Raw genomic sequence first — 23,582 nt, forward strand, 5'->3', positions numbered from 1 at the left:
GGCGGCAGGAATGCGACTGTGCCCGAGCCCACTCTCACCCGCTGCGGGTGACGTGCCACTGGCTGCGACTCGACAGGTTGGACCCAGTCGTGCAGGACCCACCTGCCTTCATCCTCGCCCCGGGAGCACCCATGGACGACTTCTCGCTCCTCGACCTGTTCTTCACGTTGGGGTGGATCTACATCCTCGTGGCGTGGTTCTGGTTCCTGATCACGCTGATGGCCGACGTGCTGCGCAGCAAGGACCTGTCCGGACTGAGCAAGGCGCTGTGGATCATCGGTCTCATCTTCTTCCCCTTCCTCGCCGCGCTCGTCTACCTCGTCGCGCGCGGGGCGTCGATGAACGAGCGTCGCCGCGAGGACATGGCTGCCATGCAGCAGCCGCGTCACGCCGCAGCGGCACCGAGCACTGCCGACGAGATCGCCAAGCTGGCGTCCCTGCGTGACTCGGGCGCACTGACCGCGGCGGAGTTCGACACCCAGAAGGCGCGACTCCTCGCGTCCTGAGCGGGTCAGACCATGAGTGCGGAGACGACGACGCCGAAGCCCTCCGGCGCGCGCTGGAGGGCGGTGCTCTCCACCGTCCTGGTGCTGCTGGCAGCCGTACTGGCGCCCGTGGCCGTCGTGGCCTCGTGGGCCGACGACCAGGTCGGCGACACGGATCGCTACGTCGCCACGGTCGCCCCCCTCGCGGCCGAACCCGCAGTGCAGGACGCGGTCATCCGACGGATCACCGACGAGGTGGTCGGTCGTCTCGACATCGTCGGGGCGACCGAGGTGGCCGTGGACGCGCTCGCGGACCGCAACCTGCCGCCCCGGGCGCAGGCGCTCCTCCTGTCCCTCTCCGTGCCGCTGGCCACGCAGGTCAACGACGTCGTCGAGGAACAGGTGACGCGGCTCGTCCGGTCGGAGCAGTTCGAGCAGGCGTGGACCAACGCCAACCGCGAGGCACACACGCAGGTGGTCGCCCTGCTGACCGGTGAGGGCAACGACGTCGTCGCCACCCGCGGCGGGACGGTCAGCGTCAACCTCGCGACACTCATCGACACCGTGAAGGCGCGCCTCGTCGACCGCGGATTCGCCCTCGCCGGGGCGATCCCCGAGGTGGACGCGGAGTTCACCATCGTGCAGTCGGCCGACCTGTCGCGGGCCCAGTCGGCGTTCCGGCTGCTCGACGCTGCCTCGACCGTGCTCCCCTGGCTCGCCGTCGCGCTGCTGCTCGCCGGTGTGGCCGTGTCGCGCTCGCGCCGACGGACCGTGGTGGTCGGGTGCCTCGCCGTCGCCGTCGCGATAGGGTTGCTGGGCGCCGGCCTCAACGTCGCCCGGCTGTTCTACCTCGACGCCGTGCCGCCCGAGCAGCTGCCACCGAACGCGGCGGCGGCGATCTTCGACGCCGTCGTCGTCTTCATCCGGGTGGCCCTGCGCTCGGTGCTGGTGCTCTTCCTCGCCCTCGCGGTCGCCGCGTGGGTGTCCGGCCCCGGGCCGCTGGCCACCAGCGTCCGCGGGGCGTTCTCCCGCGGCGTGGACGGCGCACGCGGTGGCATGGCGCGTGCGGGTGTGGACACCGGACCCGTCGGCACCGCGCTCCACCAGCACGTCGTGGCGATCCGCTGGGGCGTCCTCGGCGTGGCGCTGCTCGTCTACGTCATGGCCCCGCACCCGACCGGCACCTTCTCCGCCGTCGTCGTCGGTGTCGCCCTGCTGGTGCTGCTGGTCATCGAGGTGCTGGCTCGGCCGGGCACCTCGACCCCCGCCGACTCCCCCGCCGACTCCCTTGCCGACGGGTAGCCCCGGTCACTGCAGGGCGGACGTGAGGCGCATGACGTTGTCGACATAGCGCGAGCGGTGGGACCGCTCCTGCCACTCCTCGAGGGTGAGCTCGCGCGACAGGGAGCGGTAGGTGTCCTCGACCACCCGGACCTGCTGCACCACCTCGCCGCCGAGCAGCATGAGGGAGACCTCGTAGTTGAGCGCGAACGACCTGAGGTCCATGTTGCTCGACCCGATCACGACCACGTCGTCGTCGACGGAGAAGTGCTTGGAGTGCAGGACGAACGGTGCCGGGTAGAGCTGGATCCGCACCCCCGCCTCCAGCAGCGCCTGGCAGTACGAGCGCTGGGCGTGGTGGACCATGAACTGGTCGCCGACCGCGCTGACGAACAGCTCCACCTCGACACCGCGCTGGGCGGCGGTGGTGATGGCGTAGAGCAACGACTCGTCCGGCACGAAGTAGGGGCTGGTGATGGAGAGGCGCCGCTTGGCGCCGTAGATCAGCGTGGTGAACATCCGGAGGTTGTTCTCGGTGGTGAAGCCCGGTCCGCTCGGCACGACCTGGGCCACCACGTCGCCGTCGCCGGTGCGGGCAAGGGCGCTGTCCACCGTGTCCGCCAGGATCTCGTCGGTCTCGCTGTACCAGTCGGAGAGGAACACCGCGTTGAGCTCGGCGACGACAGGCCCCTCGACCCTGGTGACCAGCTCGACCCAGGTCCGGCCGGCCTCCTGGTTGGCCGGCTTGTTGTAGGACGGCTCGATGAGGTTCTGGGACCCGGCGAAGCCGATCAGACCGTCCACGACGAGGATCTTGCGGTGGTTGCGCAGGTCGGGGCGCCGCCACTTCCCCTTCAGCAGCTCGAGGGGCATCATCGGGTGCCACTCGATCGTGGTCTCCCGCAGCCGTTCGAGCATGGTCCCGTAGACGGGGATGCCGCGCGAGCCCAGGTGGTCGAAGAGCAGCCGGACCCGCACCCCGCGCTCGGTGGCCCGGACCAGCGCCTCGAAGAACGGCGCGGTCACCTCGTCCCAGGCGCTGATGTAGAACTGCACGTGCACGAAGCGCTCGGCCGTCTCGACCGCCGCCGTCATCGCGGCGATGCTCGCGCCGTAGTCGGGGTAGAACCGGGCCCTGTTGCCGCCCACCATCGGCAGAGCACCCAGCCGACGGTTGAGGACGGCGACGCCCGCGACGTAGGGGATGTCGGGGCGGTGCTCCCCGAGCTCGGCGATGTCCTGGGTCCGGGCGTGGATCTCGGCGTTCACCCGCACCTGCCGCTCACGCCGGTCCCGCTCGACGCGGTTGCTGCCCACGAACAGGAAGGCGAGGAGCCCGAAGAACGGGACGGCCAGCACGAGGATCAGCCAGGCCATCCCGGTGGACGGACGTCGGTTGCCCGGGATGATCCCGAGGGCCGCGACACAGACGCCGATCTGCACCATCACGAGCAGGACACCGATGATCGCCGGGAGTGATCCCAGCCGGTCCACCCGCTACTCCGGGATCGTGAGCACGTCGACGATGGTCACACCCATCGAGGCCAGATAGTTGATGACTCCCTGCAGCTCTTCCTGGTCGACCACCGTGCCGGTCAGGGTGGTCTGGACGTGCGAGACGCTCGACACCAGGTGAGGGAAGGCGCTGAGGAGCTCGTCGCTCACCTCGTCGTCCACTCGGATCATCACCTTGGCCACTGTCGTGCGCCTCCTCGCCGTCCGGGACGGCCGCCCGGTGCTCGACAGTAGGACGCCCGGCGCCGCCGGCACTCACCCGAATCGGTGGATCGCCCGGGCGCTCCTCCGACACAGGGTGAGGAGACCCGAGGACGAGGACCACCCGTGACCACCCTGACCGTCTGGACGTTCGACACCGCAGAGGGTGCAGCAGCTGCCGCCCGGGCGCTCGAGGTGCTCGCCACCGAGCAGGCGCTCGTCCTCCAGGACGCCGCCCAGGTCCACTGGCCCGAGGGGGAAGGCAAGCCGAGGACCCGGCAGCTCGACGCCCTGGCCGGTCCGCTCGCCCTGGACGGTGCCTTCTGGGGCATGCTGTTCGGACTCGTCTTCTTCATGCCACTCCTCGGTGCGGCCATCGGAGCCGCCTCGGGCGCCGTGTCCGGAACCCTTGCCGCCGTCGGCATCGACGACCTGTTCATCAACCGCGTACGCGACGGCCTCACCCCGGGGACCTCGGCGCTGTTCCTGCTGGCGTCCGACGCCGCGGTGGACCGGGTGCGCGATGCTTTCGCCGGTGGCGATCCCGCCGAGCTGGTTGCCACCACCCTCGATGACGAGCAGGAGCGGGCAGTGCGGCAGGTGTTCACCCACTGAGACCGCTGGTCTGAACCACCCGGCCCATCACCCGCGCAGGGTGACGCGATCGGGGTGTGGAGTGGCTAGCGTGACCCGAGAAGCTGCTGGGGGCACCCAATTGGGAGGACCGGGTCGCCAGGGAGGCCAGTGGTCGTAGTGAGGGAGCGGCGTGACGGCAACCGAGGGATTGTCCGACACCACGACATCCGGCGCGCCGCCGGTGCCCGCGCCCGCCGAACGGCGCGACGACGACGGGGCACGCCGCTCGCCCGTGCCGGGAGCACCGTGGCTGCCGAAGCACTTCGTCCCGCGCCCCCTGCTCTGGAGCCTGCTCGACGAGGCCACGGAGCACCCCGTCACCGTGGTCGTGGCTCCTGCGGGTGCCGGAAAGACACTCGGCGTCGCCGGCTGGCTCGCCGCCTCGTCGCCCACGATCACCCCACGATGGTTCTCGGCCACGAGGAACACTCCCGTCGAGCTCCTCGAGGAGGTCCTCGACCAGGCCTCTGAACGGGCCGGGCCCGTGCCGCAGCTCGTCGTGGTCGACGACGCCCACCTGCTGCCGGCGGCCTGCGTCCGCATCATCAACCATCGACTGACCCACTCCCCCGACAGCGTGCGCCTCATCCTCCTGGGGCGGTGGGACCTCGCCATCGACCGATTGGTCCCGGAGCTGCTTGGTCATCTGACCGTCCTGCGCGGCGACGTGCTCCGGCTGACCGCCGAGGAGGCCGAGTCGCTCGCCGGCATGCACGCTCCCGGCGCCCGCCCCGAGGTCCTCGCGGCAGTGGTCCGGCGCGCGGACGGCTGGTGTGCCGCGCTGGTGCTCGCCGCGCGGGCCAGCAAGACGCTGCGCCACGCGGCAGACCTGGAGCTCCTCGGCACGTCCGGGGGACCGATCGCCGACCTCGTCGCGGGCGAGGTGTTCGTGGGGCTGCGGCCCCAGGAGCGTCACCTGCTGCTGTGCGTGGCGGGTGAGCCCGACCTCACCGAGGAGACGGCCCGCCACCTCACCCGGGACGCACGCGCCGGGGAGGCCCTGCGCGCCCTGGAGTCCACCGGGCTCCTCGTCAGCCGGGTCTCGACGGGCCCCGGTCCCGACGGTGGGGGCGACCCCGAGCACTACCGCATCCACCCGCTCCTGCTCGAGGTCGTGCGCCGCCGCATGGTCGCCGGCGGCGTCGACGTGCAGCAGGCGGTCGGCACGATCCTGCGAGCGACCCGGCTCGACCTGTCCAGGGGTCGCACGCAGGTGGCCCTGCGGCGCTTCGTCGCACTCGGCCGGCTCGACGAGGCCGCCGACGTTCTCGTCGAGCAGGGTCCGCGGCTCCTGGCCCACGGACCGGACGACCACGTGTCCTCCTTCGTGCGACAGGCCGGGCCAGCCCTTGAGGACCATCCCGACACCTGGGGGCTCCTGGCGCTCGCCCGCTGGTCCGCCGGTGACGACGACGGGGGCCGGCACTGGGCCGATCGGTTCCTCCGCCGCGTGGGCACCCACACCAGTGCGGTCTCGAGCCTCCAGCTGCACACGGTCCGGCTGCACCGCGCGCGGAGCACCGGCGAGCACGCCGACGAGCTGGTCACGGCGGCGCTCGACGACGTGCGACGTGCGGGTGAGGCCCCGGTCCACGACCCCTATCTCGCCCTCGCCCTGCTCCAGGTCGGCGTGGCGGAGAACTGGCTCGGCCGGTTGCGTGACGCAGAGGCGCACCTGAGCGAGGCGGTGACCGTCGGGCGCGCCGAGGGGTTGGTGGCGACGACCGCCGAGGCACTGACCCACCTCGCGCTCACCCAGGTCATGCTCGGCCGCGAGCAGGCTGCCCTGGAGCTGGCCGAGGAGGCCATCGACCTGGTCGAGCAGCACCCCGGCACCAGCCACGTGGCGCGGACCCGTGCCGACCTGGTCCGGATGCTGGTGTGGTTCGGCACGCACCCGCTGACCCCCGCGCCCGGACGCAAGCGGGACGCAGGTCGTGCGACCTATCCGGACGTGGACCCCCTGACCTTCCGGCTGCCCGACGAGCCGGACGACCTCACCAGCCGGTTCTGGTGGCAGATCATGCATGCCCGGCTCACCCTCCTGGAGGGATCGGTGTCAGGCGCGCTGCGGAGCCTGGACGCGCTGTCGCCGGCAGCGCAGCAGCCCGAGCACCTGCGCGTCAGCGCCCTCATGGAACGGGCCGGCCTCGCGGTCATCACGTCCAACAAGGACGCCCTGCGCGCCATCGACCAGGCGCTCGCCGAGTCCGACGCCGAGGCGGAGCGTTGCTGGGTGCGAGGTGCCAGCGCCGACATCGAGGGCGACCTGCCCGCTGCCGCCGCCCACTACCTCGACGCCGCCGAGCAGGCGCACCGCGCGCAACCTCCGACCGCCGTGCTGGCGCTGACGTGCGCCGCGCAGCTCGTGCACTACCTCGGCGACCCGGTGGCTGCCCACGCTCTCATCACCCGCGCCTCCGAGGCCGCCGAGACCCGACGGCTGGGCAGCCCGTTCCTGGGCTGGAGCCGCCACGGGACCCGCGTCGGCCAGCTGCTCGCGTCGGTGCCGGACACCGATGGATCGGGATGGCGGACCGAGCTGCGTGGGGCGTGCGCGGACCGGGCAGGGGTGGCCACCCTCTTCGCGACGACGGTCGCCACCGCCCGCGAGCTGGCGACGGTCGAGGACGACCGCGTCATGCCGACGCTCAGCCCACGCGAGCTCGAGGTGCTCCAGGAGCTCGCCCGCGGCTCGACCTACGGCGACGCAGCGGCCAATCTCTACCTCAGCGAGAACACGATCAAGACCCACGTGTCCAGCCTCTACACCAAGCTGTCCGTGAGCCGTCGCAGCGAAGCGCTGGCCGTGGCACGCAAGCTCCACCTGATCTGAAGTCGGGTCAGGAGCTCAGTCGCTTGAAGACCGTCTCCCAGTCGCGCGCCATGCTGACGACGGTCCAGCCCGCTCGCGCGGCCACGTCCAGGATCAGCTCGGGTTCCTGGACGCTCTCCGCGGAGCTCACGTAGGCGAACTCGCGTACGTCGTCGTCGTGGTCGACGAGCAGCGCGAGCGTCGGACCTTCGCCTGCAGCCGTCCACTCCAGCATCTCCCGATCGCCGCCGGAGTTCCCGGCGGCGAGCACCGGCCGACGACCCAGGTGCGTCTGGATGTGGGAGACCTTCGCGGCGCCCTCGTTGACGACTCCACTGACGCGCGCGGTCCGGTGCAGCACGGGTCGTACCCGACCACCTGCGCCCGCCGCCTCGGCGACGTAGTCGTAGTCCACCAGTGACCCGACCACCGCCTCCGGCGGGACGCCGTAGAGGTCGTGGCTGACCGCGCGCACGAACTCGGCCCCGCCGCCGGTGACGATGCAGACGGTGAAGTCCAGCGCGCGCAACGCGGCGACCAGCTCGAGCATCGGGACGTACGTCGTCGAACGCACGGGACAGCCGAGAGTGGCGTGCTCGGCTCGGTCCATGAACGCACGCACCTGGGCGGTGAAGTGCTCAGGACTCACTCCTTCGAAGATCCCGAGGAGGGCGAGCGCGATGCGCTCGAGGCCCATCTCGCCCATCGTCGCCCGGTCGCCGGCCAGGACTGCCGCCAGCTCGGGCACCCCCGCCAGGGCCGGGTCGTCGGCCCGGCTGCGCAGGACGTCGACGAAGAAGTCGAGCTGGACGTAGGTCGGTCGCTCGCACCACAGGGTGCCGTCATTGTCGAAGCACGCGACGCGATCACGCGGCGCGATCCCGGGCGCGGCGGCCAGGAACGCCAGCACCGCGTCCCGGGTCCGTCCGGGACGCCAGGACGGCAACCGGTCGTCGCTCATGCGGGTGGCGCCTCGGTCGGGGGCCGACGTACGCACCGAAAGCCCTGGTGGCTCGTGCCCGTGTCGACCATCTGCGGCCGCCGGGCGGCCGGACGGTAGCGCAGGCAGTAGGAGTCGGCGCACAGGTGCGAGCCCCCCTTCACCACCTTGCGCGGGATCGCGAACTGCGGCTGGGCGGGGTCGAAGCTCTGCTCGCGCACGCCGGGGCGCGGGTTGGACGGGATGCAGCACGGCTTGTCGGCGTCCGCCGGATGAGCCTCGGTCCACCAGTCGTCGGTCCACTCCCAGACGTTGCCGGCCATGTCGAAGAGCCCGTAGCCGTTGGCGGGGAAGCTGCCGACCGGCGCCGTGCGCAGGAACCCGCTCTCACCGCTGCTGCGCCAGGGGAAGTCCGGGCCGTCCCAGGTGTTCGCCATGATCCTGCCGTCGGGCCGGGCCACGTCGCCCCACGTGTACGCCGTCCCTTCGAGCCCTCCGCGTGCGGCGTACTCCCACTCGGCCTCGGTCGGCAGTGACGCCCCGGCCCACGCGGCGTACGCCGACGCGTCCTCGTGCGAGACGTGCACGACCGGGTGGTCGAGCAGCTTGTCGATCGAGCTCCTCGAGCCGTGGGGGTGGTGCCAGCACGCACCCGGCTTCCAGCGCCACCACTGGCTGAGGTGGCGCAGGTCGACCGGACCACGGGTCGGCACGAAGACCATCGATCCGGGCTGCAGGTTCTCGGCGGGCGCGGCCGGGTAGTCGGCAGGGTCGAGGTCGCGCTCGGCGACGGTGACGTAGCCGGTGGCGTCCACGAAGGTCGCGAACTCGGCGTTGGTCACCGCGGTCGTATCGATCGAGAAGGCGTCGACCCGCACCCGGTGGGTGGGCGCCTCCTCGGCGTAGTGGTCGTCGGAGCCCATGGTGAACGTGCCACCGGGCAGGTCGACGGCCACCTCAGCTGCTCCCGACGCCGGCCTTCAGCTTCTCCATGACCTTCTCCAGGCTGAAGCTGGCCGGCTCCTGGCGCGGGGGGAACTGCGCGAGGGTCTGCAGCATCCGGGCGACGTAGGTCTGCGCCGGGACGAAGAGCCAGACGCGGTCCAGCACCCAGTCGAAGTAGGTGTTGGAGGTGATGTCGGCCCGCTCGTAGGGGTCGGTCCTCAGGTTGAAGAGCTTGGGGAAGCGGAGCTCGGTGAAGGGCTCCTGCCAGATTCCGAGGGTCCCCGTGACCCGCTGCTCGAGGAAGACGAACTTCCAGTTGTCGTAGCGCAGGGCCGCGAGGTCGCCGTCGTCGGAGACGTAGAAGAAGTGCTTGCGCGGACTCTCGTCAGTGGCGCCGGTGAGGTAGTCGAGCTGGTTGTGCCCGTCGAGGTGCACCCGGTAGCTCGCGCCGTCGAGGTCGGTGCCCGCCCTGAGCCGGTCGGCGATGTCGGTGTCGCCAGCAGCGGCGAGCAGGGTGACGAACCAGTCGTTGTGGCTGACGATCCCGTTGAGCACCTGGCCCTCGGGGATCCGTCCGGGCCAGCGGATCATCGCCGGCACCCGGTAGGCGCCCTCCCAGTTGGAGTTCTTCTCGCTGCGGAACGGGGTCATGCCGGCGTCGGGCCAGCTGTTCAGGTGCGGACCGTTGTCCGTGGAGTACATGACGATCGTGTCGTCGGCGAGGCCCTGCTCGTCGAGCCAGTCGAGCACCGACCCGACCAGCTCGTCGTGGTCGCACATCGTGTCGTGGTACTCCGACTGCCAGCGCCCCGCCCTTCCCTTGCTGCCGTCCTTGATGTGCGTGCGGAAGTGCATGTGGGTGGTGTTGAGCCACACGAAGAACGGCGTGTCCGCCTCGTTCGCGTCGCCCATGAACCGCAGCGCCTCGGGCACGATCTCGTCGTCGATGGTCTTCATCCGCTCCTGGGTGAGCGGCCCGGTGTCCTCGATGCGTTGGGTGCCGTCCTCGTTGGCCCACGAGTGGATGACGCCCCGCGGCCCGAAGTTCTTGCGGAAGTCGGGGAAGTCCTCCTCGGTGGGGTAGTCGTCGAGCTCCGGCTCCTCCTCGGCGTTGAGGTGGTAGAGGTTGCCGAAGAACTCGTCGAAGCCGTGCGCCGTCGGCAGGAACTCGTCGCGGTCGCCGAAGTGGTTCTTGCCGAACTGTCCCGTGGCGTAGCCGAGGTTCTTCAGCGCCGTCGCGATGGTCGGATCCTCGTCCCGCAGGCCGATGTCCGCACCCGGCATGCCGACCTTGGTCAGACCGGTGCGGTAGGGGTTCTGCCCGGTGATGAAAGCGGCCCGGCCCGCCGTGCAGCTCTGCTCGCCGTAGTAGTCGGTGAAGCGGGCGCCCTCGGCGGCGATCCGGTCGATGTGGGGCGTGCGGTAGCCCATCAGGCCGTCGCTGTAGCAGCTCAGGTTGCTGATGCCGATGTCGTCGCCCCAGATGATGAGGATGTTGGGAGCCTTCGCCACGGGAGCCTCCTGGACTCGATGACCGGACCGCACGGCACCGGGTGCCCGTCACGCTAGGTCTGCGCCTCGGCGCGGTCTTCACCTGATGAGGGTGATCGCGATCACCGCTGTCGGCCCGGTCCGGCCGCGGGGTCGGGCTCGGGCTCGGGCTCGGGCTCGGGCTCGGTGCGGTTGGACAGCAGCGGCGTCAGCCAGCGCGACCGAGGCTCCACGTCGACCAGGATCGCCTTGGCCAGCAGGCTCAGCGGGATGGCGAGCAGTGCACCCAGTGCCCCCAGCACCCACGCCCAGAACACGAGGGACATGAAGGTGAGGCTCGTGGAGAGCCCGACCGCGTCGCCGACGAACTTGGGCTGGATCACCGACTGGATGACCACGTTGATGACACTGTAGACCAAGGTGACGGCGATGAAGAGACCGAAGCCGCCCTCCAGCAGGGCGAGGACTGCCGGCGGCACCAGTCCGATGATGAAGCCGATGTTGGGGATGTAGTTGGTGATGAAGGCCAGCAGCCCCCAGAGCAGCGGCACCGGGATCGCGAAGAGCGCCAGCGCGACGGTGTCGATGCACGCGACGATGAGGCCGAACACGGTGGAGACGAGCAGGTAGCGCCGCGTTCCGATCGCGAAACCGATCAGCGCCGCCGCCAGGGGCGCCCTGGCCTCCGCCATCGTCGCGAGCTGGGAGGGGAAGCCCGTCGCGTCCATGGCCAGGAACAGCACGAGGGACAGGATGAAGACCAGGTTGGACAAGACGCTGGCGAGGGCTCCCAGCAGCTCGCCGAGGACCAGGGCCAGGCGCTCGAGGGTGATCGACCCACTGATCTTGGCGATCTGCTCGTCCCCCACTCCCACGTTGGACAGCCAGGAGGCGGCGTCGTGCACCAACGCGTTGAACTCGGGCTTGTAGGTCGGCAGCAGGGTGGCGAAGCGGGCGGTGGCGATCACCAGCGCGATGCTCAGGCCGATCAGGATCAGGTAGACCACGACCACGCAGACGAGCGAGACGGCCCAGCCGGGAAGCTTGAGCCGCGCGAGCCGGTGGCGCAGCGGGTGCACCGCGATGGTGAGCACCAGCGCCAGCATCGCGGGACCGACGATGCCGGAAGCGGATCTCAGACCCGCCACGACGATGACCGCTGCCGCGAGCCCGACCATCACCGTCAATCCAGCCGCCCATCGGGGCGGTGCGTCCAACGGAACGGGCTGAGCCATGGTCACCTCGGAGTGTGCCGGGAGCCTCGTGGGCCGCTTGCGTCGTCCAGTGTCGATGGACCGGCGCCCCGGCACGTCACCCGAGTCAGGTGACTGACGGACTCATGCGGGCGCGGTCGACGCCTCGGTGTCGGACGGGGAGGCTGCGGCGAAGCGCTTGGCCTCGCGACCGAAGACCATGGTCATCAACCCTTCCGTGACCACCTGCACCCCCAGCAGCACGCCGAGGAGGGTGAAGGTCGCAGCCACGATGTTGAACAGGATGATCAGGCCCAGGACCGCGGAGACCGCGCCGCCGAAGACGAGCGACCACCGGTGCTCGGGGTCCTGGAAGGACGCCGCCAGTCGGGCGATGCCCACGACGAGGAACAGCGATCCGGCGGCCAGGGTGACCGTGAGTGCGGCCGCGCCCGTGTGTCGGAGGAACAGCAGTCCGAGCACCGTCATCAGCCCGCCGCCGAGGAGCGCCGTCCAGATCCCGTCCTTCCCGATCTGGAAAACCGCGAGGAACACGATGAAGATGCCGGTGGCGAGGAGCAACCACCCCACGAACAAGAGGGACAGCGCGGTCGCGGTCACCGTGTGCCCGAGGATGATGATCCCGACCAGCACCTGCAGCCCGCCCAGTAGCAGGTCGACCGCAGCGCGGCCCTTCGTCTCGCTCGCCATGCCAAGCTCCTGTCGTCGACCGTCGCCGCCCGCCGCGCTCGGAGGGCCCGGAGGGATTGTCGAACGGCCCGCACCGGACCCGGATCGCCCGTAGCGGGTGAGGAGGGCACGCCCACCCACGTCCTAGGTTCCGGGCATGATCATGAACCTGCTCCTGCGGCTCGTCGTGCTGGCGGCTGCCATCGCGCTGACCACCGCGATCGTGCCCGACATGGACGTCGACGGCGGTGTCCTGACGTACTTCTGGATCGCCCTGCTCTTCGCCATCGTCAACGTCACCCTCGGCCTGGTGCTGCACCTGTTGGCCCTGCCGTTGACCATCCTCACGCTGGGGCTGTTCGCCCTGGTCGTGAACGGCGTCCTCCTCCTGGTCACCGACTGGCTCAGCCGCGACCTCCAGGTCGACGGCTTCTTCACGGCGATCCTGGCCGCCCTCATCATCGCGGTGATCACGGCAGTCCTGCACGTCCTGCTGCCGGACCCGCGGCTTCGCGACGACCACGTCTCTGCCTGACCCGTTCCAGTCACCCAGTTCGGGTGACGCCGTCACCCCGCGGTGTCGGCAGAGTCCGGCACGGAGGCAGTCGGTGCGAGGCACCGGCGGCCCCGGGTCGGTGATCGCCGACCGCGCACCCCACGAGGAGTCCCGCCATGACGCTCGGTCCCATCGAAGTGGTCGTCATCGCCTTCCCCGGCAACCAGTTCAACGGACGCATCCTGCCCGAGCTCGGCCGTCTGCTCGACGCAGGCACGGTCAGCATCGTCGACGGGCTGCTGATCTCCAAGGACGCCGCGGGCAACACCACGTTCGTCGAGATCGACGACGACGGGCTGGGTGAGGACGTCGCCCGGCTCGCCCACCTCTTCGACAGGTTCGACGAGCTGATCTCCGACGAGGACGTCGAGGAGCTCGCCGCGGACCTCGACCCCGACAGCTCGGCTGCGGTGCTCGTGTTCGAGCACACGTGGGTCCGACCGTTGCGCGACGCCATCGTCGACTCCGGCGGTGTGCTCGCCGCCAACTTCCGGGTGCCGCGCGAAGTCGTGGACGAAGTCATGACTGCCCTCGAGACAGCCAGCTGAGAGAGACGAGGAACCGTGCGACGACGTGGAGGACGACCGGGACTGATCGGGACGATGGCGCGCACTGCCGTCATCACCAAGACAGCCACGACCGTGGCGGGCAACAGCCAACGCCGCCAGATGGCGCAGGCCCAGGAAGCGGCTGCGGCCCAGGCGCCCGTCGCGGCACCAGCGGCTCCGCCTCCGCCCCCGGTGGCAGCCGCCCCAGCAGGCACAGACGACCTGATCGACCAGCTGGGCAAGCTGGCGGACCTCAAGGCGGCCGGCGTGCTCGACGACGCCGAGTTCGCTGCGGCGAAGGCGCGCCTGCTGGGCACGTGATCAGCGGCGGCCGCGGTCACCGAGGCGTTCGATGACCTCACTGTGGACCACCCTCGCGCCACTGGCGATCGGCAGCGCTGTCGTCCCGATCCAGGTCGTGGTGACCCTCCTCCTGCTGCGCGGGACGGGCGGCCCGTCGGTGGCCGCGGCCTGGGTCGCGGGCATGACCTCCGTGCGGCTGACCCAGGGCGTCGTCTTCGGCTTGGTGCTCACGGGCTCGTCCACCGGGCAGGGTGCGGACGACGCGCCGGGTCCGGTCGTCTCAGGCATCCTGCTCGTGCTGGCCGTCCTCCTCTACGCCCTCGCCCTGCGCCAGCTCACCGCTGACGACGACCCGGACGCACCGCCGCCGCGCTGGATGGCGATGACCGACGGGATGGGTCCGGGGCGCGCCTTCGCGATGGGTGCCGGCGTGCTCGCGATCGGACCGAAGTTCTGGGTGTTCACCCTCGCCGCCGTCGGGGCGATCTCGGACGCCGACCTCGGGCAGGCGGCCGGGATCACGACCTTCCTCCTCTTCGTCGTGCTGGCCGCGTCCCTCAACCTCGTCCTGCTGGGCGCAGCCCTGGTCGCTCCAGCCAGGTCCGCGCGACTCATGGATCGTGCGTCCGACTGGCTGGTCGCGCACAACGGCCAGATCACCGTCGCCCTCGGGCTCGTGGTCGGCACGTGGTTCCTCGTGAAGGCGCTCACCGGCCTCGGAATCCTCTGAACCGCTTTCACCGATATCGGGTGAGCACCGCGCCGGCCGTGCCGGAGGAGTCTCGACGGTACGGCTCGGATGAAGCTCGGATGAGGGAGGTGACGATGTGCCGACACTGACCGTGTGGCGCTACGACACCCCGTTCGGCGCGGACGCGGGCGAGGTGCGGCTCAAGGCGCTGCAGGCGCGAGGCTCCGTCAAGGTCCACGACGCGATCACCGTGGCCTGGCTCCCCGGCTCGCACGAGCCGCGGATCGGCCACCTCCACCACGCGTCCGCGAGCGCAGCGGGCAAGGGCTCGGTCCTGGGTGCACTGGTGGGCATGCTGGTCCTGGCCCCCGCCGTGGGGGCTGCGGCCGGCGCCGGCGTCGGCGCCCTCGCGCAGCGGTTGCGGGGAACGGGTATCGACAAGGACTTCCTGGCCGAGATCGTCGCCCACCTCGAGCCGGGGTCCTCCGCGATGCTGGTGCTGTCCTCGGACGTCGACATCGACGCGGTCCGCCCGGTCGTCGAGCGCGGTCTCGCCAGCGGGCACACGCTCCTCCTCCACGCCGAGCTGGCCGACGACGCACCGCAGGCGATCCGCGACGCCGTACGCGAGTTCGACAGCCCTGCGAGCGAGCCGGACCAGCCCTGAGCCGCACCACGCCCCATCGCCCGTTCCGGGTGAGCACGGGCCCTGCGGAGCGCGCCTAGCATCGAGGCCCCCGGGTCGTCATCGACCCTTCGTTCGCACCGAGGAGACACCCGATGAGCACCTCATCCGAACGGGCCTTCCAGTCCACCACGGCAGGCATCGTCGCCCAAGGGGCCACGGCCTTCGCCGGCATCATGCTGGCCACCGCCTCGTTCCTGGGGATCCTCCAGGGCATCGCCGCCATCTCGGCCGACAACGTCTACGTCGACACCCTTCGCTACACCTACGAGTTCGACCTGACCCTCTGGGGCTGGATCCACCTCATGCTCGGCATCGCCGGCGTGGCGGTCGGCATCGGCATCCTGATGGGCAAGGTGTGGGCGCTCGTCGCCGGCATCGTGATGGCCGTGCTGAGCGTGTTCGCCAACTTCGCGTTCCTCCCGCAGTACCCGCTGTGGTCGATCGTGATCATCGCCCTGGACGTCTTCGTCATCTGGGCCCTCTGCGCGCAGGTCGACCAGAAGGTGTGACCGCGACTCGCCGAGGAGGTGCAGCAGCCGCTCGCGGTCGCCGCCCTCCTCGGTGAGCCACTGCTCGTAGGCACTGAGGGCGATCCCCAGGGCGACGTGCCCGTAGAGCTGCGGGCGCAGGTCCGTGGGCCGCTCCCCCAGCCGACCCGCGACGAACTCGGCGACGACTGATCGCCACTCCGCATACCTGAGCGCCGAGTGCGCACGCAGCGCCGGCGTCCGCAGGATCAGCTCCATCCGGGCGCTGTGGATGGGGACGGCGTCCTCGGGGAAGTCGTTGAAGGCGACGACGGCCTCCCCCACGGCATCCAGCACCGTGCGGTCACGTGGCTGGGCCTCCAGCAGCTCGCGGAAGTGGAGCAGGGTCCGGTCGAACCGCCCCCACGGGATGTCGTTCTTGGAGGCGTAGTAGCGGAAGAGCGTGCGCCGACCGACCCCCACCTCCGCGGCGATCGCCGCCAGGGTCGTCTGCTCGAAGCCCCGCTCGGCGAACAGCCGGAACGCCGCGGCCTCGATCTCCGCGTGGGTGGTCGCCAGCGGCCGCCCCAGCACCACGCGTACGTCCTGCTCGACCACGTGACCAGTGTGGTTGTGGCCACGAGTGCCAGATGTCCAGAGTCTGAACACCCGGGCCCCCTGGTGCGAGCGATCCTCGACAGGTGCCACCACCGGCACCGACCGAGAGGAGACACCCATGAGTGTCGACACCGACCAGCTCGCCGGCCCCGACCAGGACGAGGCCCTCGCGGCGGATGACGCGGCCGTCCTCGAGAGCGAGGACCTCATCGAGGAGGTCTCGATCGACGGCATGTGCGGCGTCTACTGATGCTCGACGAGGCCATCCTCGACCAGGCGTGGACCCTGTCGCCCTCCGTGGCGTTGCGCCCCGAGCCGTTCGGTGCGCTCGCCTACCACTTCGGCAACCGCAAGCTGACGTTCCTCAAGCGGCCCGAGCTCGTGGCCGTGGTCCGGGCCCTCGGCGAGCAGCCGGACGTGCGCTCGGCGCTGGTCGCTGCGGGTGTGCCCGCGGCGCAGCACGGGGCGTACGCCGACGCGCTGGCCCGGCTGGCCGACACCGACATGATCCGACCCCGCGAGACCGACCAGGGGCGGGCGGTCGCATGACGATCGCGCCCGCACGGCCCTCCTCTCCCACCCGCCCGGTCGGGGGCACCCTGGTCGAGCAGTTCGAGCTCGGCCTGGACGCTCCCATCTGCCTGACGTGGGAGCTGACGTACGCCTGCAACCTCGCGTGCGCCCACTGCCTCTCCTCGTCGGGTCGCCGCGACCCGCGCGAGCTGTCCACCGCGCAGGCCGAGGCCGTCATCGACGAGCTCCAGCGGATGCAGGTCTTCTACGTCAACATCGGCGGCGGCGAGCCCACCATCCGGCCCGACTTCTGGCACCTGCTGGAGTACGCCGTCGGCCACCAGGTCGGGGTGAAGTTCTCCACCAACGGCGTCCGCCTCACGCCCGAGCGTGCGGCCTTCCTCGCCTCCCCCGCCTGCCACGGCTACGTCGACGTCCAGATCTCGCTCGACGGAGCGACCGCCGAGGTCAACGACTACGTGCGCGGCCCGGGGTCGTACGACATGGCGCTCACCGCGCTGCAGAACCTGCAGGACGCCGGCTTCGACGACGTGAAGATCTCGGTGGTGTGCACCCGCCAGAACATCGGTCAGCTCGACGAGTTCCAGGCCCTGGCCGACCGATTCGGCGCGACCCTGCGCCTGACCCGGCTCCGCCCCTCGGGTCGCGGCGCCGACGTGTGGGACGAGCTCCACCCGCTGCCGCACCAGCAGCGCGAGCTCTACGACTGGCTGCTGGCCAAGGGCGACGACGTCCTCACCGGCGACTCGTTCTTCCACCTCTCCGCGTTCGGCGAGGCGCTGCCGGGACTCAACCTCTGCGGCGCCGGACGCGTGGTCTGCCTGATCGACCCCGTCGGGGACGTATACGCCTGCCCGTTCGCCATCCACGACGAGTTCCTCGCCGGCAACCTGCTCGCCCCGGGCGGCTTCCAGCGCGTCTGGCAGGACTCCGAGCTCTTCACCGAGCTGCGCTCGCCGCAGACCGGCGGGGCCTGCGCGAAGTGCCAGTTCTACGACACCTGCCGCGGCGGGTGCATGGCGGCGAAGTTCTTCACCGGGCTGCCCCTCGACGGCCCCGACCCCGAGTGCGTCCAGGGCTACGGCGAGCAGGCGCTGAGCGCCGACCGTACGGTCCCGGCCGCGAGCCAGGACCACTCGAGGTCCACCCCGACCCGCAACCAGCCGGTGATGCTCACCCTGATGAGCCGCCCCCCGGTCAGCGCGTGCGCCGAGAGCCCGCTCGCCGGCTTCGACCCCGGTCCCACGGCGGGCTGCTGCCCGTGAGCGCCGGACCGGAGTGGCTCGCCAACCCGTGGAAGCAGAACCCGTGGTTCGAGTCGGTGGCCGTCGCCCAGGAGCGGGCACGCAGGCGCCTGCCGGCGCCGGTCTACGGTGCCTTGGTCGCGGGGTCCGAGCGCGGCCAGACCGTGGACGACAACCAGGCCGCCTTCTCCGAGATCGGACTCTCACCTCACGTCGCCGGCCACCAGGCGCACCGCACGATGTCGCGGATGCTGATGGGCCAGGAGATCTCCCTCCCGGTCGTCATCAGTCCGACCGGTGTCCAGGCCGTGCACCCGGACGGTGAGGTCGCCGTCGCCCGGGCTGCCGCCGCACGCGGCACGATCATGGGCCTGTCCAACTTCGCGTCGAAGTCGGTCGAGGAGGTCACCGCGACCGGCGCCACGACGTTCTTCCAGATGTACTGGACCGGCGATCGCGACGTGATGGTCCAGCGCATGCAGCGCGCCCACGACGCAGGCGCCCTGGGCCTGATCGCCACCCTCGACTGGTCGTTCTCCATGGGCCGCGACTGGGGCAGCCCCGAGATCCCCGAGAAGGTCGACCTCCGGACGATGGTGCGGATGGCGCCGAAGGTCCTCACCCGGCCCCGGTGGCTCTACCAGTTCGGCCGTGCCGGCGCGATCCCGGACCTCACCGCCCCGAACCTCGCCAGGCCCGGCGAGACCACCGGTCCGACCTTCTTCGCCGCCTACTACGAGTGGATGACCACGCCTCCCCCGTCGTGGGACGACGTCGCGTGGATGCGCGAGCAGTGGCACCAGATCAGCGGCCGACCGTTCATGCTCAAGGGCGTCGGCCGTGTCGACGACGCCCTGCGGGCCGTCGATGCCGGCGTCGCGGCCCTGTCGGTGTCCAACCACGGCGGCAACAACCTCGACGGCACCCCCGCCGCGATCCGGCTCGTGCAGCCGATCGCCGAGCGGGTGGGCGGCCAGGTCGAGGTGGTCATGGACGGCGGCGTCCGCCGCGGCTCCGACGTCGTCAAGGCCGTCGCGCTGGGCGCCCGCGCGGTGCTGATCGGCCGCGCCTACCTGTGGGGCCTGGCCGCCAACGGCCAGGCGGGGGTCGAGAACGTCCTCGACGTGCTGCGCTCCGGCATCGACTCCGCGCTGCTCGGCCTCGGGGTCGCCTCGCTCGACGAGCTCACCCCGGAGCACGTCCTGGTCCCCGACGGGTTCCACCGCTCGATCGGCGCGCCGGACTGATGCGCCTGTCGGAGGCCACGTCGCGCGACACCGCCGGCGCACCGCTGGTCCTGGTGCCGGTCGGCTCGCTCGAGCAGCACGGACCGCACCTGCCCCTCGACACCGACACCGTGATCGCCACCGCCGTCGCCACCGCGGTCGCCGCGAAGGTCGGCGGGTGGGTCGCGCCGCCCCTGGCGTACGGCTCCAGCGGCGAGCACCAGTCCTTCGCCGGCACCAGCTCGATCGGCACGGACGTCCTGCGCAGCACCGTGGTCGAGCTCGTCCGGTCGATGCGCACCTGGTCGGACCGGGTCGTGCTCGTCAACGGGCACGGCGGCAACGTCACGGCACTCACGTCCGCCGTCGACCAGCTGGTGGACGAGGGACATGCCGTGACGTGGGTCCCGTGCGCCACCGAGCTGGTCGACCTGCACGCCGGTCGCACCGAGACCTCGCTCATGCTGCACCTCGCCCCCTGGTCCGTACGCCGCCACCTGGCCGAGGTCGGCGACACCCGACCGCTGGCCGAGATCCTGCCCCTCATGCGTGCGGGCGGCGTCTGCGCCGTGTCCCCCAACGGGGTGCTCGGAGATCCGACCGGAGCCACTGCCACCGAGGGCGAGGAGGTGCTCCGGGCGATGGTCGACGACGTCCTGCGCCGCCTCGTCACCACCGGGGTCGGGGCGCGATGACGCCGACCAGGGTCGCGCTCGTCACCGGCGCTGCCCGGGGCATCGGCGCCGCCACCGTGGACCGTCTCGTCGCCGACGGGTGCCACGTGGTCGCCCTCGACTCCTGCGGCGGCGGCGGCCTCGCGACGCGCGCCGACCTCGACGGCGTCGGAGCGCGGCACGGCGACCGGGTGCTGCCGGTCGTCGCCGACGTACGCGACCGTGCGGCCCTGGACGGGGCGGTCGCCCTGGCCGTCGACCGGTGGGGACGGCTCGACGCGGCGGTCGCCGCCGCAGCTGTCATCCGGGGCGGCACCCCGCTGTGGCAGACCCCCGAGGCCGACCTCGACGAGCTCTGGGACGTGGACGTCAGGGGCGTGTGGCACACCGCCGCCGCCACCGTGCCCGCCATGCTCGCCGGCCCCGACCCGTCGGGGTGCCGCTTCGTCGCGGTCGCGTCCGCCGCAGGCACGCGCGGCCTCTTCCACCTCGCCGCCTACACCGCCGCCAAGCACGCCGTGGTGGGAATGGTGAAGGGCCTGGCCGCCGACCTCGTGGGCACGGGCGTGACCGCGAATGCCGTCTCCCCCGGCTCCACCGACACCGCCATGCTCGCGGCCACCGCGGCGCTCTACGACGTCCCCGCCGACGAACTCGCCGGGCACCAGCTGCTCCAGCGGCTGCTCGACCCCGGCGAGGTGGCGGCTGCCATCGCGTTCTGCGCCTCGCCCGCCGGTGGCGTCGTCAACGGCACGGTGCTGCACGCCGACGGCGGGTTCACCGGGTGAGCCTGCCGCGCGGCTTCAGCGTGACCCTCGACCCGTCAGCGCTGCGGGCGGACGGCGGGCGGCTGCTGGTCGGTGGCTCGCCCCTGACCGCCCTGCGGCTCTCCCCTGCGGCAGCGGCCCGTCTCGACCAGCGCCGGCTCGTGGTCACCGACGAGGCGTCGTCCCGGTTGGCCGACCGGCTCCTGTCGACCAACCTCGCTCGGCCCGATCTCCGCGACGCCACTGCCCCGGCGCAGAACCAGCTCACCGTGGTCGTCCCGGTGCGGGACCGTGCCGACCAGCTCGACCGCTGCCTCGCGGCACTGCACCCCCTGGCCGTCATCGTGGTCGACGACGCCTCCCTCGATCCGGCGGCGGTGGCCGACGTCGCGCGACGTCACGGCGCCATCCTCGTGCCACTCGTCGTCAACGTGGGGCCGGCCGGTGCCCGCAACGCGGGCCTGGCGCGGGTCACGACACCGGTCGTGGCGTTCGTCGACTCGGACGTCCAGGTCGACGGCGGCGACCTCCTGCGACTCGCGCGGCACCTCGACGACCCCGCTGTCGCGCTCGTCGGACCGCGGGTCGTCGGCCACTCGGCCGCCGACCGACCACGCTGGTTCGAGCGCTACGACGTCATCGCCTCCTCGCTCTCGCTCGGCTCCACGCCCGCCACGGTGCGTCCCGGCGCGAGCGTCGCCTGGTTGCCCAGCGCCTGCCTCGTGGGACGTACGGCCCTGCTCGGACCGGGCTTCGACGCCGCGATGCGGGTCGGCGAGGACGTCGACCTCGTGTGGCGGCTCGGCGCTTCGGGCCACCGGGTCCGCTACGACCCCGACGTCGCGGCCCGCCACGACGTGCGTACGACGGTGCGTGGCTGGCTCGGCCGCAAGCTGTTCTACGGCACCGGCGGCGCGGACCTCGCCGAGCGCCACGGCTCCCACGTGGCGCCTGCAGTCCTGAGCCCGACGATGGCGGTCGCCGGCGCGGCCCTGCTGCTGCGACGTCGCTGGTCGCTGCCGGTCGTCTCGGCGGCGTACGCCGTGGCGACCTGGTCGGTCGCGCGCGGACTGCCGTCGACGGTCGAGCGCCGCACCCGGGTGAGGATCGCGGCCCGGCTCGCCGGTCGCGGGGTCGGGTGGGCCGCCCGTCAGGAGTCCGCCCTGCTGCTGCGGCACTGGTGGCCGGTGGCGGCCGTCGGCCTGCCCTCGGCACACGTGCGGCGGGCCCTCGCGACGGCCCTCGTCATCGACACCTGCGTCGCGGTCCGCGAGGCCGCGGGGGCCGACGAGCCGTCCGTGTCCCTGCCCGTCCTGTTCGCCGGCCGGCGCCTCGACGACCTCGCCTACGGCACCGGCCTCTGGTGGGGCGCGCTGCGTCGACGCTCCACCACCGCCCTGGCACCGAGACGGGCAACAGCGCCTCAGAGGCCGAGCTCGCGCGCAGCGGCCTCCCGCATCTCCACCTTGCGGATCTTGCCGGTGACGGTCATCGGGAACTCCTCGACGATCATCACGTAGCGCGGCACCTTGTAGTGCGAGAGCCTGCCGTCGCAGTAGGCCCGCACGGCCGCGGCGTCGAGCGGGGCAGCGCCGGCCCGCATCCTGATCCAGGCACACAGCTCCTCGCCGTACTTCTCGTCCGGCACCCCGATGACCTGGACGTCCTTGATGTCGGGGTGGGCGTAGAGGAACTCCTCGACCTCGCGCGGGTAGACGTTCTCGCCCCCGCGGATCACCATGTCCTTGATCCGGCCGACCACGTTGCAGTAGCCGTCCTCGCGCATCTCCGCCAGGTCACCGGTGTGCATCCACCCGTCGGCGTCGATCGCCTCCGCGGTCTTCTCCGGGTCGTTCCAGTAGCCCACCATGACCGAGTAGCCGCGGGTGCAGAGCTCACCCGTCTGGCCACGCAGGACGGTCTCGCCCGTGACCGGGTCGACGATCTTGACCTCGAGCTGGGGATGCACGCGGCCGATCGAGGCCGTACGCCGGTCCAGGTCGTCGTCGGCCCGGGTCTGCGTCGACACCGGACTGGTCTCGGTCATCCCGTAGGCGATGGAGACCTCGGACATGTGCATGTCGTTGATGCAGCGCTTCATCACCTCGACCGGGCAGATGGACCCGGCCATGATCCCGGTGCGGAGGGTCGAGAGGTCGTGCTCGGCGAAGGTCGGGTGGTTCTGCATCGCGATGAACATCGTCGGCACGCCGTAGACGCCTGTGCACCGCTCGGCCTCGATCGTGCGCAGGGTGGTCTCGGGGTCGAACCCCGGCGCCGGGATCACCATCGTGGTGCCGTGGCTGGAGCAGCCGAGGTTGCCCATCACCATGCCGAAGCAGTGGTAGAAGGGCACCGGGATGCACAGCCGGTCCTCGTGCGTCAGGTTGATGAGCTCGGTCGTGAAGAACCCGTTGTTGAGGATGTTGCGGTGGCTCAGCGTCGCGCCCTTGGGACGCCCGGTCGTGCCGGAGGTGTACTGGATGTTGATCGGGTCGCCCGGCACGAGGGTGGCCAGGACCTCGGCGACGGCGCCCTCGGGGAGCGAGCTCCCCTCCTCGACCAGCGCGGCCCAGTCGTCGGTGTCGAGGAAGACCACGCGCTCGAGGTCCGGGCACTCGGCGCGGGTCTCCTCCACCATCGCGCGGTAGTCGCTGGTCTTGAAGCGCGAGGCCGCGATGAGCATCCGCATGCCCGACTGGTTCACCGCGTAGGCGAACTCGTGGGTGCGGTAGGCCGGGTTGACGTTGACCAGCACCACGCCCAGCTTGGCGGTGGCGTACTGCGCGATGGTCCACTCGGCGCAGTTGGGCGCCCAGACACCGAGCCGGTCGCCGGTCGTCAGCCCGGCGGCGAGCAGCCCACGGGCGAGGGCGTCGACGTCGTGGTCGAGCTCCGTCCAGGTCCAGCGACGCCCGCTGGCGACCTCGACCAGCGCCTCGCCCTGCGGGTGCGCGGCGACGGTCCGCTCGAAGTTGGCCCCGATGGTCTCCTCCAGCAGCTCGCCCTCGTCGAGGCCGCTGGCGTACGCAGGTTGCGTGGTCATGGCTCCAGCCTTTCCCGGGCGCGCCGAG

General features: G+C 71.4%; 26 protein-coding genes and 1 pseudogene. 18 read left to right on the plus strand and 9 right to left on the minus strand.

Annotated features, from left to right (window positions below):
• Nucleotides 1–89: 89 nt before the first annotated feature.
• On the plus strand, nucleotides 90–506 hold the full coding sequence (locus tag BM127_RS22905) for an SHOCT domain-containing protein (protein ID WP_157829585.1): 417 nt from the start codon (nucleotides 90–92) through the stop codon (nucleotides 504–506).
• A 12-nt stretch (nucleotides 507–518) separates the two neighbouring features.
• Complete coding sequence (locus BM127_RS18125) at nucleotides 519–1,787, plus strand: histidinol dehydrogenase (RefSeq protein ID WP_139227791.1); 1,269 nt, start codon at nucleotides 519–521, stop codon at nucleotides 1,785–1,787.
• A 6-nt stretch (nucleotides 1,788–1,793) separates the two neighbouring features.
• Here BM127_RS18125 and cls read toward each other — a convergent pair whose 3' ends face one another.
• On the minus strand, nucleotides 1,794–3,260 hold the full coding sequence (cls, locus tag BM127_RS18130) for a cardiolipin synthase (protein ID WP_231263240.1): 1,467 nt from the start codon (nucleotides 3,258–3,260) through the stop codon (nucleotides 1,794–1,796).
• A 3-nt stretch (nucleotides 3,261–3,263) separates the two neighbouring features.
• Nucleotides 3,264–3,455: a hypothetical protein gene (locus tag BM127_RS18135; RefSeq protein WP_139227792.1), complete on the minus strand. Its 192-nt coding sequence runs from the start codon at nucleotides 3,453–3,455 to the stop codon at nucleotides 3,264–3,266.
• Between the two features lie 153 nt (nucleotides 3,456–3,608).
• Here BM127_RS18135 and BM127_RS18140 point away from each other — a divergent pair, with 153 nt between their 5' ends.
• Together BM127_RS18140 and BM127_RS18145 are read left to right on the plus strand one after the other, a co-directional pair.
• A complete protein-coding gene (locus BM127_RS18140) occupies nucleotides 3,609–4,097 on the plus strand; it encodes a DUF1269 domain-containing protein (protein WP_091200874.1) in 489 nt (162 codons plus the stop codon).
• Nucleotides 4,098–4,248: 151 nt separating this feature from the next.
• Nucleotides 4,249–6,954 (plus strand): LuxR C-terminal-related transcriptional regulator, encoded by a 2,706-nt coding sequence (locus tag BM127_RS18145; RefSeq protein WP_139227793.1) that lies wholly within the window; start codon nucleotides 4,249–4,251, stop codon nucleotides 6,952–6,954.
• A gap of 7 nt (nucleotides 6,955–6,961) precedes the next feature.
• On the opposite strand, the gene BM127_RS18150 is transcribed toward BM127_RS18145, so the two are convergent.
• From BM127_RS18150 to BM127_RS18170, 5 genes are all read right to left on the minus strand, one after another.
• A complete protein-coding gene (locus BM127_RS18150; RefSeq protein WP_091200999.1) occupies nucleotides 6,962–7,894 on the minus strand; it encodes an HAD family hydrolase in 933 nt (310 codons plus the stop codon).
• Nucleotides 7,891–8,829, minus strand: coding sequence for a formylglycine-generating enzyme family protein (locus tag BM127_RS18155; protein WP_198554358.1), 939 nt, complete (start codon nucleotides 8,827–8,829; stop codon nucleotides 7,891–7,893). The genes BM127_RS18150 and BM127_RS18155 overlap by 4 nt, the downstream gene beginning before the upstream one ends.
• A 1-nt stretch (nucleotide 8,830) precedes the next feature.
• Entirely contained in the window at nucleotides 8,831–10,330 is a 1,500-nt protein-coding gene (locus BM127_RS18160) for an arylsulfatase (protein ID WP_091200878.1), read from the minus strand.
• Nucleotides 10,331–10,431: 101 nt separating this feature from the next.
• Nucleotides 10,432–11,544, minus strand: coding sequence for an AI-2E family transporter (locus BM127_RS18165; protein ID WP_091200880.1), 1,113 nt, complete (start codon nucleotides 11,542–11,544; stop codon nucleotides 10,432–10,434).
• A gap of 102 nt (nucleotides 11,545–11,646) precedes the next feature.
• Nucleotides 11,647–12,213: an HdeD family acid-resistance protein gene (locus tag BM127_RS18170; RefSeq protein ID WP_091200882.1), complete on the minus strand. Its 567-nt coding sequence runs from the start codon at nucleotides 12,211–12,213 to the stop codon at nucleotides 11,647–11,649.
• 136 nt (nucleotides 12,214–12,349) lie between these two features.
• Between BM127_RS18170 and BM127_RS18175 the strand changes: the two genes are divergently transcribed.
• From BM127_RS18175 to BM127_RS22910, 6 genes are all read left to right on the plus strand, one after another.
• Nucleotides 12,350–12,727, plus strand: a complete 378-nt coding sequence (locus BM127_RS18175; protein WP_198554359.1) for a phage holin family protein — start codon at nucleotides 12,350–12,352, stop codon at nucleotides 12,725–12,727.
• Nucleotides 12,728–12,864: 137 nt separating this feature from the next.
• Nucleotides 12,865–13,296, plus strand: coding sequence for a DUF6325 family protein (locus BM127_RS18180; protein WP_091200884.1), 432 nt, complete (start codon nucleotides 12,865–12,867; stop codon nucleotides 13,294–13,296).
• Between the two features lie 54 nt (nucleotides 13,297–13,350).
• Nucleotides 13,351–13,617 carry an SHOCT domain-containing protein gene (locus BM127_RS18185; RefSeq protein WP_091200885.1) on the plus strand — a complete coding sequence of 89 codons (267 nt, stop codon included), beginning with the start codon at nucleotides 13,351–13,353 and terminating at the stop codon, nucleotides 13,615–13,617.
• 31 nt (nucleotides 13,618–13,648) lie between these two features.
• Nucleotides 13,649–14,329: a GAP family protein gene (locus BM127_RS18190; protein ID WP_091200887.1), complete on the plus strand. Its 681-nt coding sequence runs from the start codon at nucleotides 13,649–13,651 to the stop codon at nucleotides 14,327–14,329.
• Nucleotides 14,330–14,426: 97 nt separating this feature from the next.
• On the plus strand, nucleotides 14,427–14,957 hold the full coding sequence (locus tag BM127_RS18195; RefSeq protein ID WP_091200889.1) for a DUF1269 domain-containing protein: 531 nt from the start codon (nucleotides 14,427–14,429) through the stop codon (nucleotides 14,955–14,957).
• Nucleotides 14,958–15,070: 113 nt separating this feature from the next.
• Nucleotides 15,071–15,487, plus strand: a complete 417-nt coding sequence (locus BM127_RS22910; RefSeq protein WP_091200892.1) for a DUF7144 family membrane protein — start codon at nucleotides 15,071–15,073, stop codon at nucleotides 15,485–15,487.
• A gap of 24 nt (nucleotides 15,488–15,511) precedes the next feature.
• On the opposite strand, the pseudogene BM127_RS23170 reads toward BM127_RS22910, so the two are convergent.
• Nucleotides 15,512–15,982 (minus strand): annotated as a pseudogene (locus BM127_RS23170) (acyl-CoA-like ligand-binding transcription factor); the annotation flags it as partial.
• On the opposite strand from BM127_RS23170, the gene BM127_RS22915 reads away from it, so the two are divergent.
• From BM127_RS22915 to mftF, 8 genes are all read left to right on the plus strand, one after another.
• Nucleotides 15,909–16,067, plus strand: a complete 159-nt coding sequence (locus tag BM127_RS22915) for a hypothetical protein (RefSeq protein WP_157829586.1) — start codon at nucleotides 15,909–15,911, stop codon at nucleotides 16,065–16,067. The pseudogene BM127_RS23170 and the gene BM127_RS22915 overlap by 74 nt on opposite strands.
• A 114-nt stretch (nucleotides 16,068–16,181) precedes the next feature.
• Nucleotides 16,182–16,313 carry a mycofactocin precursor MftA gene (gene mftA / locus BM127_RS21970; protein ID WP_101228900.1) on the plus strand — a complete coding sequence of 44 codons (132 nt, stop codon included), beginning with the start codon at nucleotides 16,182–16,184 and terminating at the stop codon, nucleotides 16,311–16,313.
• The gene (gene mftB / locus BM127_RS18210; protein ID WP_175507447.1) at nucleotides 16,313–16,612 is read left to right on the plus strand and encodes a mycofactocin biosynthesis chaperone MftB; all 300 of its coding nucleotides are present in this window, start codon (nucleotides 16,313–16,315) and stop codon (nucleotides 16,610–16,612) included. Before mftA ends, mftB begins: the two co-directional genes overlap by 1 nt.
• Nucleotides 16,609–17,862, plus strand: a complete 1,254-nt coding sequence (gene mftC, locus BM127_RS18215) for a mycofactocin radical SAM maturase (RefSeq protein WP_091200896.1) — start codon at nucleotides 16,609–16,611, stop codon at nucleotides 17,860–17,862. The genes mftB and mftC overlap by 4 nt, the downstream gene beginning before the upstream one ends.
• Nucleotides 17,859–19,088, plus strand: a complete 1,230-nt coding sequence (gene mftD / locus BM127_RS18220; RefSeq protein WP_091200898.1) for a pre-mycofactocin synthase MftD — start codon at nucleotides 17,859–17,861, stop codon at nucleotides 19,086–19,088. The genes mftC and mftD overlap by 4 nt, the downstream gene beginning before the upstream one ends.
• Nucleotides 19,088–19,762, plus strand: coding sequence for a mycofactocin biosynthesis peptidyl-dipeptidase MftE (mftE, locus tag BM127_RS18225; protein ID WP_091200900.1), 675 nt, complete (start codon nucleotides 19,088–19,090; stop codon nucleotides 19,760–19,762). Before mftD ends, mftE begins: the two co-directional genes overlap by 1 nt.
• Nucleotides 19,759–20,529 carry a mycofactocin-coupled SDR family oxidoreductase gene (locus tag BM127_RS18230; RefSeq protein ID WP_091200902.1) on the plus strand — a complete coding sequence of 257 codons (771 nt, stop codon included), beginning with the start codon at nucleotides 19,759–19,761 and terminating at the stop codon, nucleotides 20,527–20,529. The genes mftE and BM127_RS18230 overlap by 4 nt, the downstream gene beginning before the upstream one ends.
• On the plus strand, nucleotides 20,526–22,028 hold the full coding sequence (gene mftF / locus BM127_RS18235; protein WP_091200903.1) for a mycofactocin biosynthesis glycosyltransferase MftF: 1,503 nt from the start codon (nucleotides 20,526–20,528) through the stop codon (nucleotides 22,026–22,028). Before BM127_RS18230 ends, mftF begins: the two co-directional genes overlap by 4 nt.
• Here the strand turns inward: mftF and BM127_RS18240 are convergent.
• Entirely contained in the window at nucleotides 21,932–23,554 is a 1,623-nt protein-coding gene (locus BM127_RS18240; RefSeq protein WP_091200904.1) for an AMP-binding protein, read from the minus strand. The genes mftF and BM127_RS18240 overlap by 97 nt on opposite strands.
• Nucleotides 23,555–23,582 lie beyond the last annotated feature (28 nt).

The organism is Nocardioides alpinus (assembly GCF_900112035.1).
GTDB lineage: Bacteria > Actinomycetota > Actinomycetes > Propionibacteriales > Nocardioidaceae > Nocardioides > Nocardioides alpinus.

Excerpts from the sequence above, each read along its gene's own strand:
- BM127_RS18125 (WP_139227791.1), top strand. The coding sequence starts at position 519 with ATGAGTGCGGAGACGACGACGCCGAAGCCCTCCGGCGCGCGCTGGAGG.
- BM127_RS18150 (WP_091200999.1), bottom strand. The coding sequence starts at position 7,894 with ATGAGCGACGACCGGTTGCCGTCCTGGCGTCCCGGACGGACCCGGGAC.
- BM127_RS18165 (WP_091200880.1), bottom strand. The coding sequence starts at position 11,544 with ATGGCTCAGCCCGTTCCGTTGGACGCACCGCCCCGATGGGCGGCTGGA.
- BM127_RS18170 (WP_091200882.1), bottom strand. The coding sequence starts at position 12,213 with ATGGCGAGCGAGACGAAGGGCCGCGCTGCGGTCGACCTGCTACTGGGC.
- BM127_RS18175 (WP_198554359.1), top strand. The coding sequence starts at position 12,350 with ATGATCATGAACCTGCTCCTGCGGCTCGTCGTGCTGGCGGCTGCCATC.
- BM127_RS18180 (WP_091200884.1), top strand. The coding sequence starts at position 12,865 with ATGACGCTCGGTCCCATCGAAGTGGTCGTCATCGCCTTCCCCGGCAAC.
- BM127_RS18185 (WP_091200885.1), top strand. The coding sequence starts at position 13,351 with ATGGCGCGCACTGCCGTCATCACCAAGACAGCCACGACCGTGGCGGGC.
- BM127_RS18190 (WP_091200887.1), top strand. The coding sequence starts at position 13,649 with ATGACCTCACTGTGGACCACCCTCGCGCCACTGGCGATCGGCAGCGCT.
- BM127_RS22910 (WP_091200892.1), top strand. The coding sequence starts at position 15,071 with ATGAGCACCTCATCCGAACGGGCCTTCCAGTCCACCACGGCAGGCATC.
- mftA (WP_101228900.1), top strand. The coding sequence starts at position 16,182 with ATGAGTGTCGACACCGACCAGCTCGCCGGCCCCGACCAGGACGAGGCC.
- mftB (WP_175507447.1), top strand. The coding sequence starts at position 16,313 with ATGCTCGACGAGGCCATCCTCGACCAGGCGTGGACCCTGTCGCCCTCC.
- mftC (WP_091200896.1), top strand. The coding sequence starts at position 16,609 with ATGACGATCGCGCCCGCACGGCCCTCCTCTCCCACCCGCCCGGTCGGG.
- mftE (WP_091200900.1), top strand. The coding sequence starts at position 19,088 with ATGCGCCTGTCGGAGGCCACGTCGCGCGACACCGCCGGCGCACCGCTG.
- BM127_RS18230 (WP_091200902.1), top strand. The coding sequence starts at position 19,759 with ATGACGCCGACCAGGGTCGCGCTCGTCACCGGCGCTGCCCGGGGCATC.
- BM127_RS18240 (WP_091200904.1), bottom strand. The coding sequence starts at position 23,554 with ATGACCACGCAACCTGCGTACGCCAGCGGCCTCGACGAGGGCGAGCTG.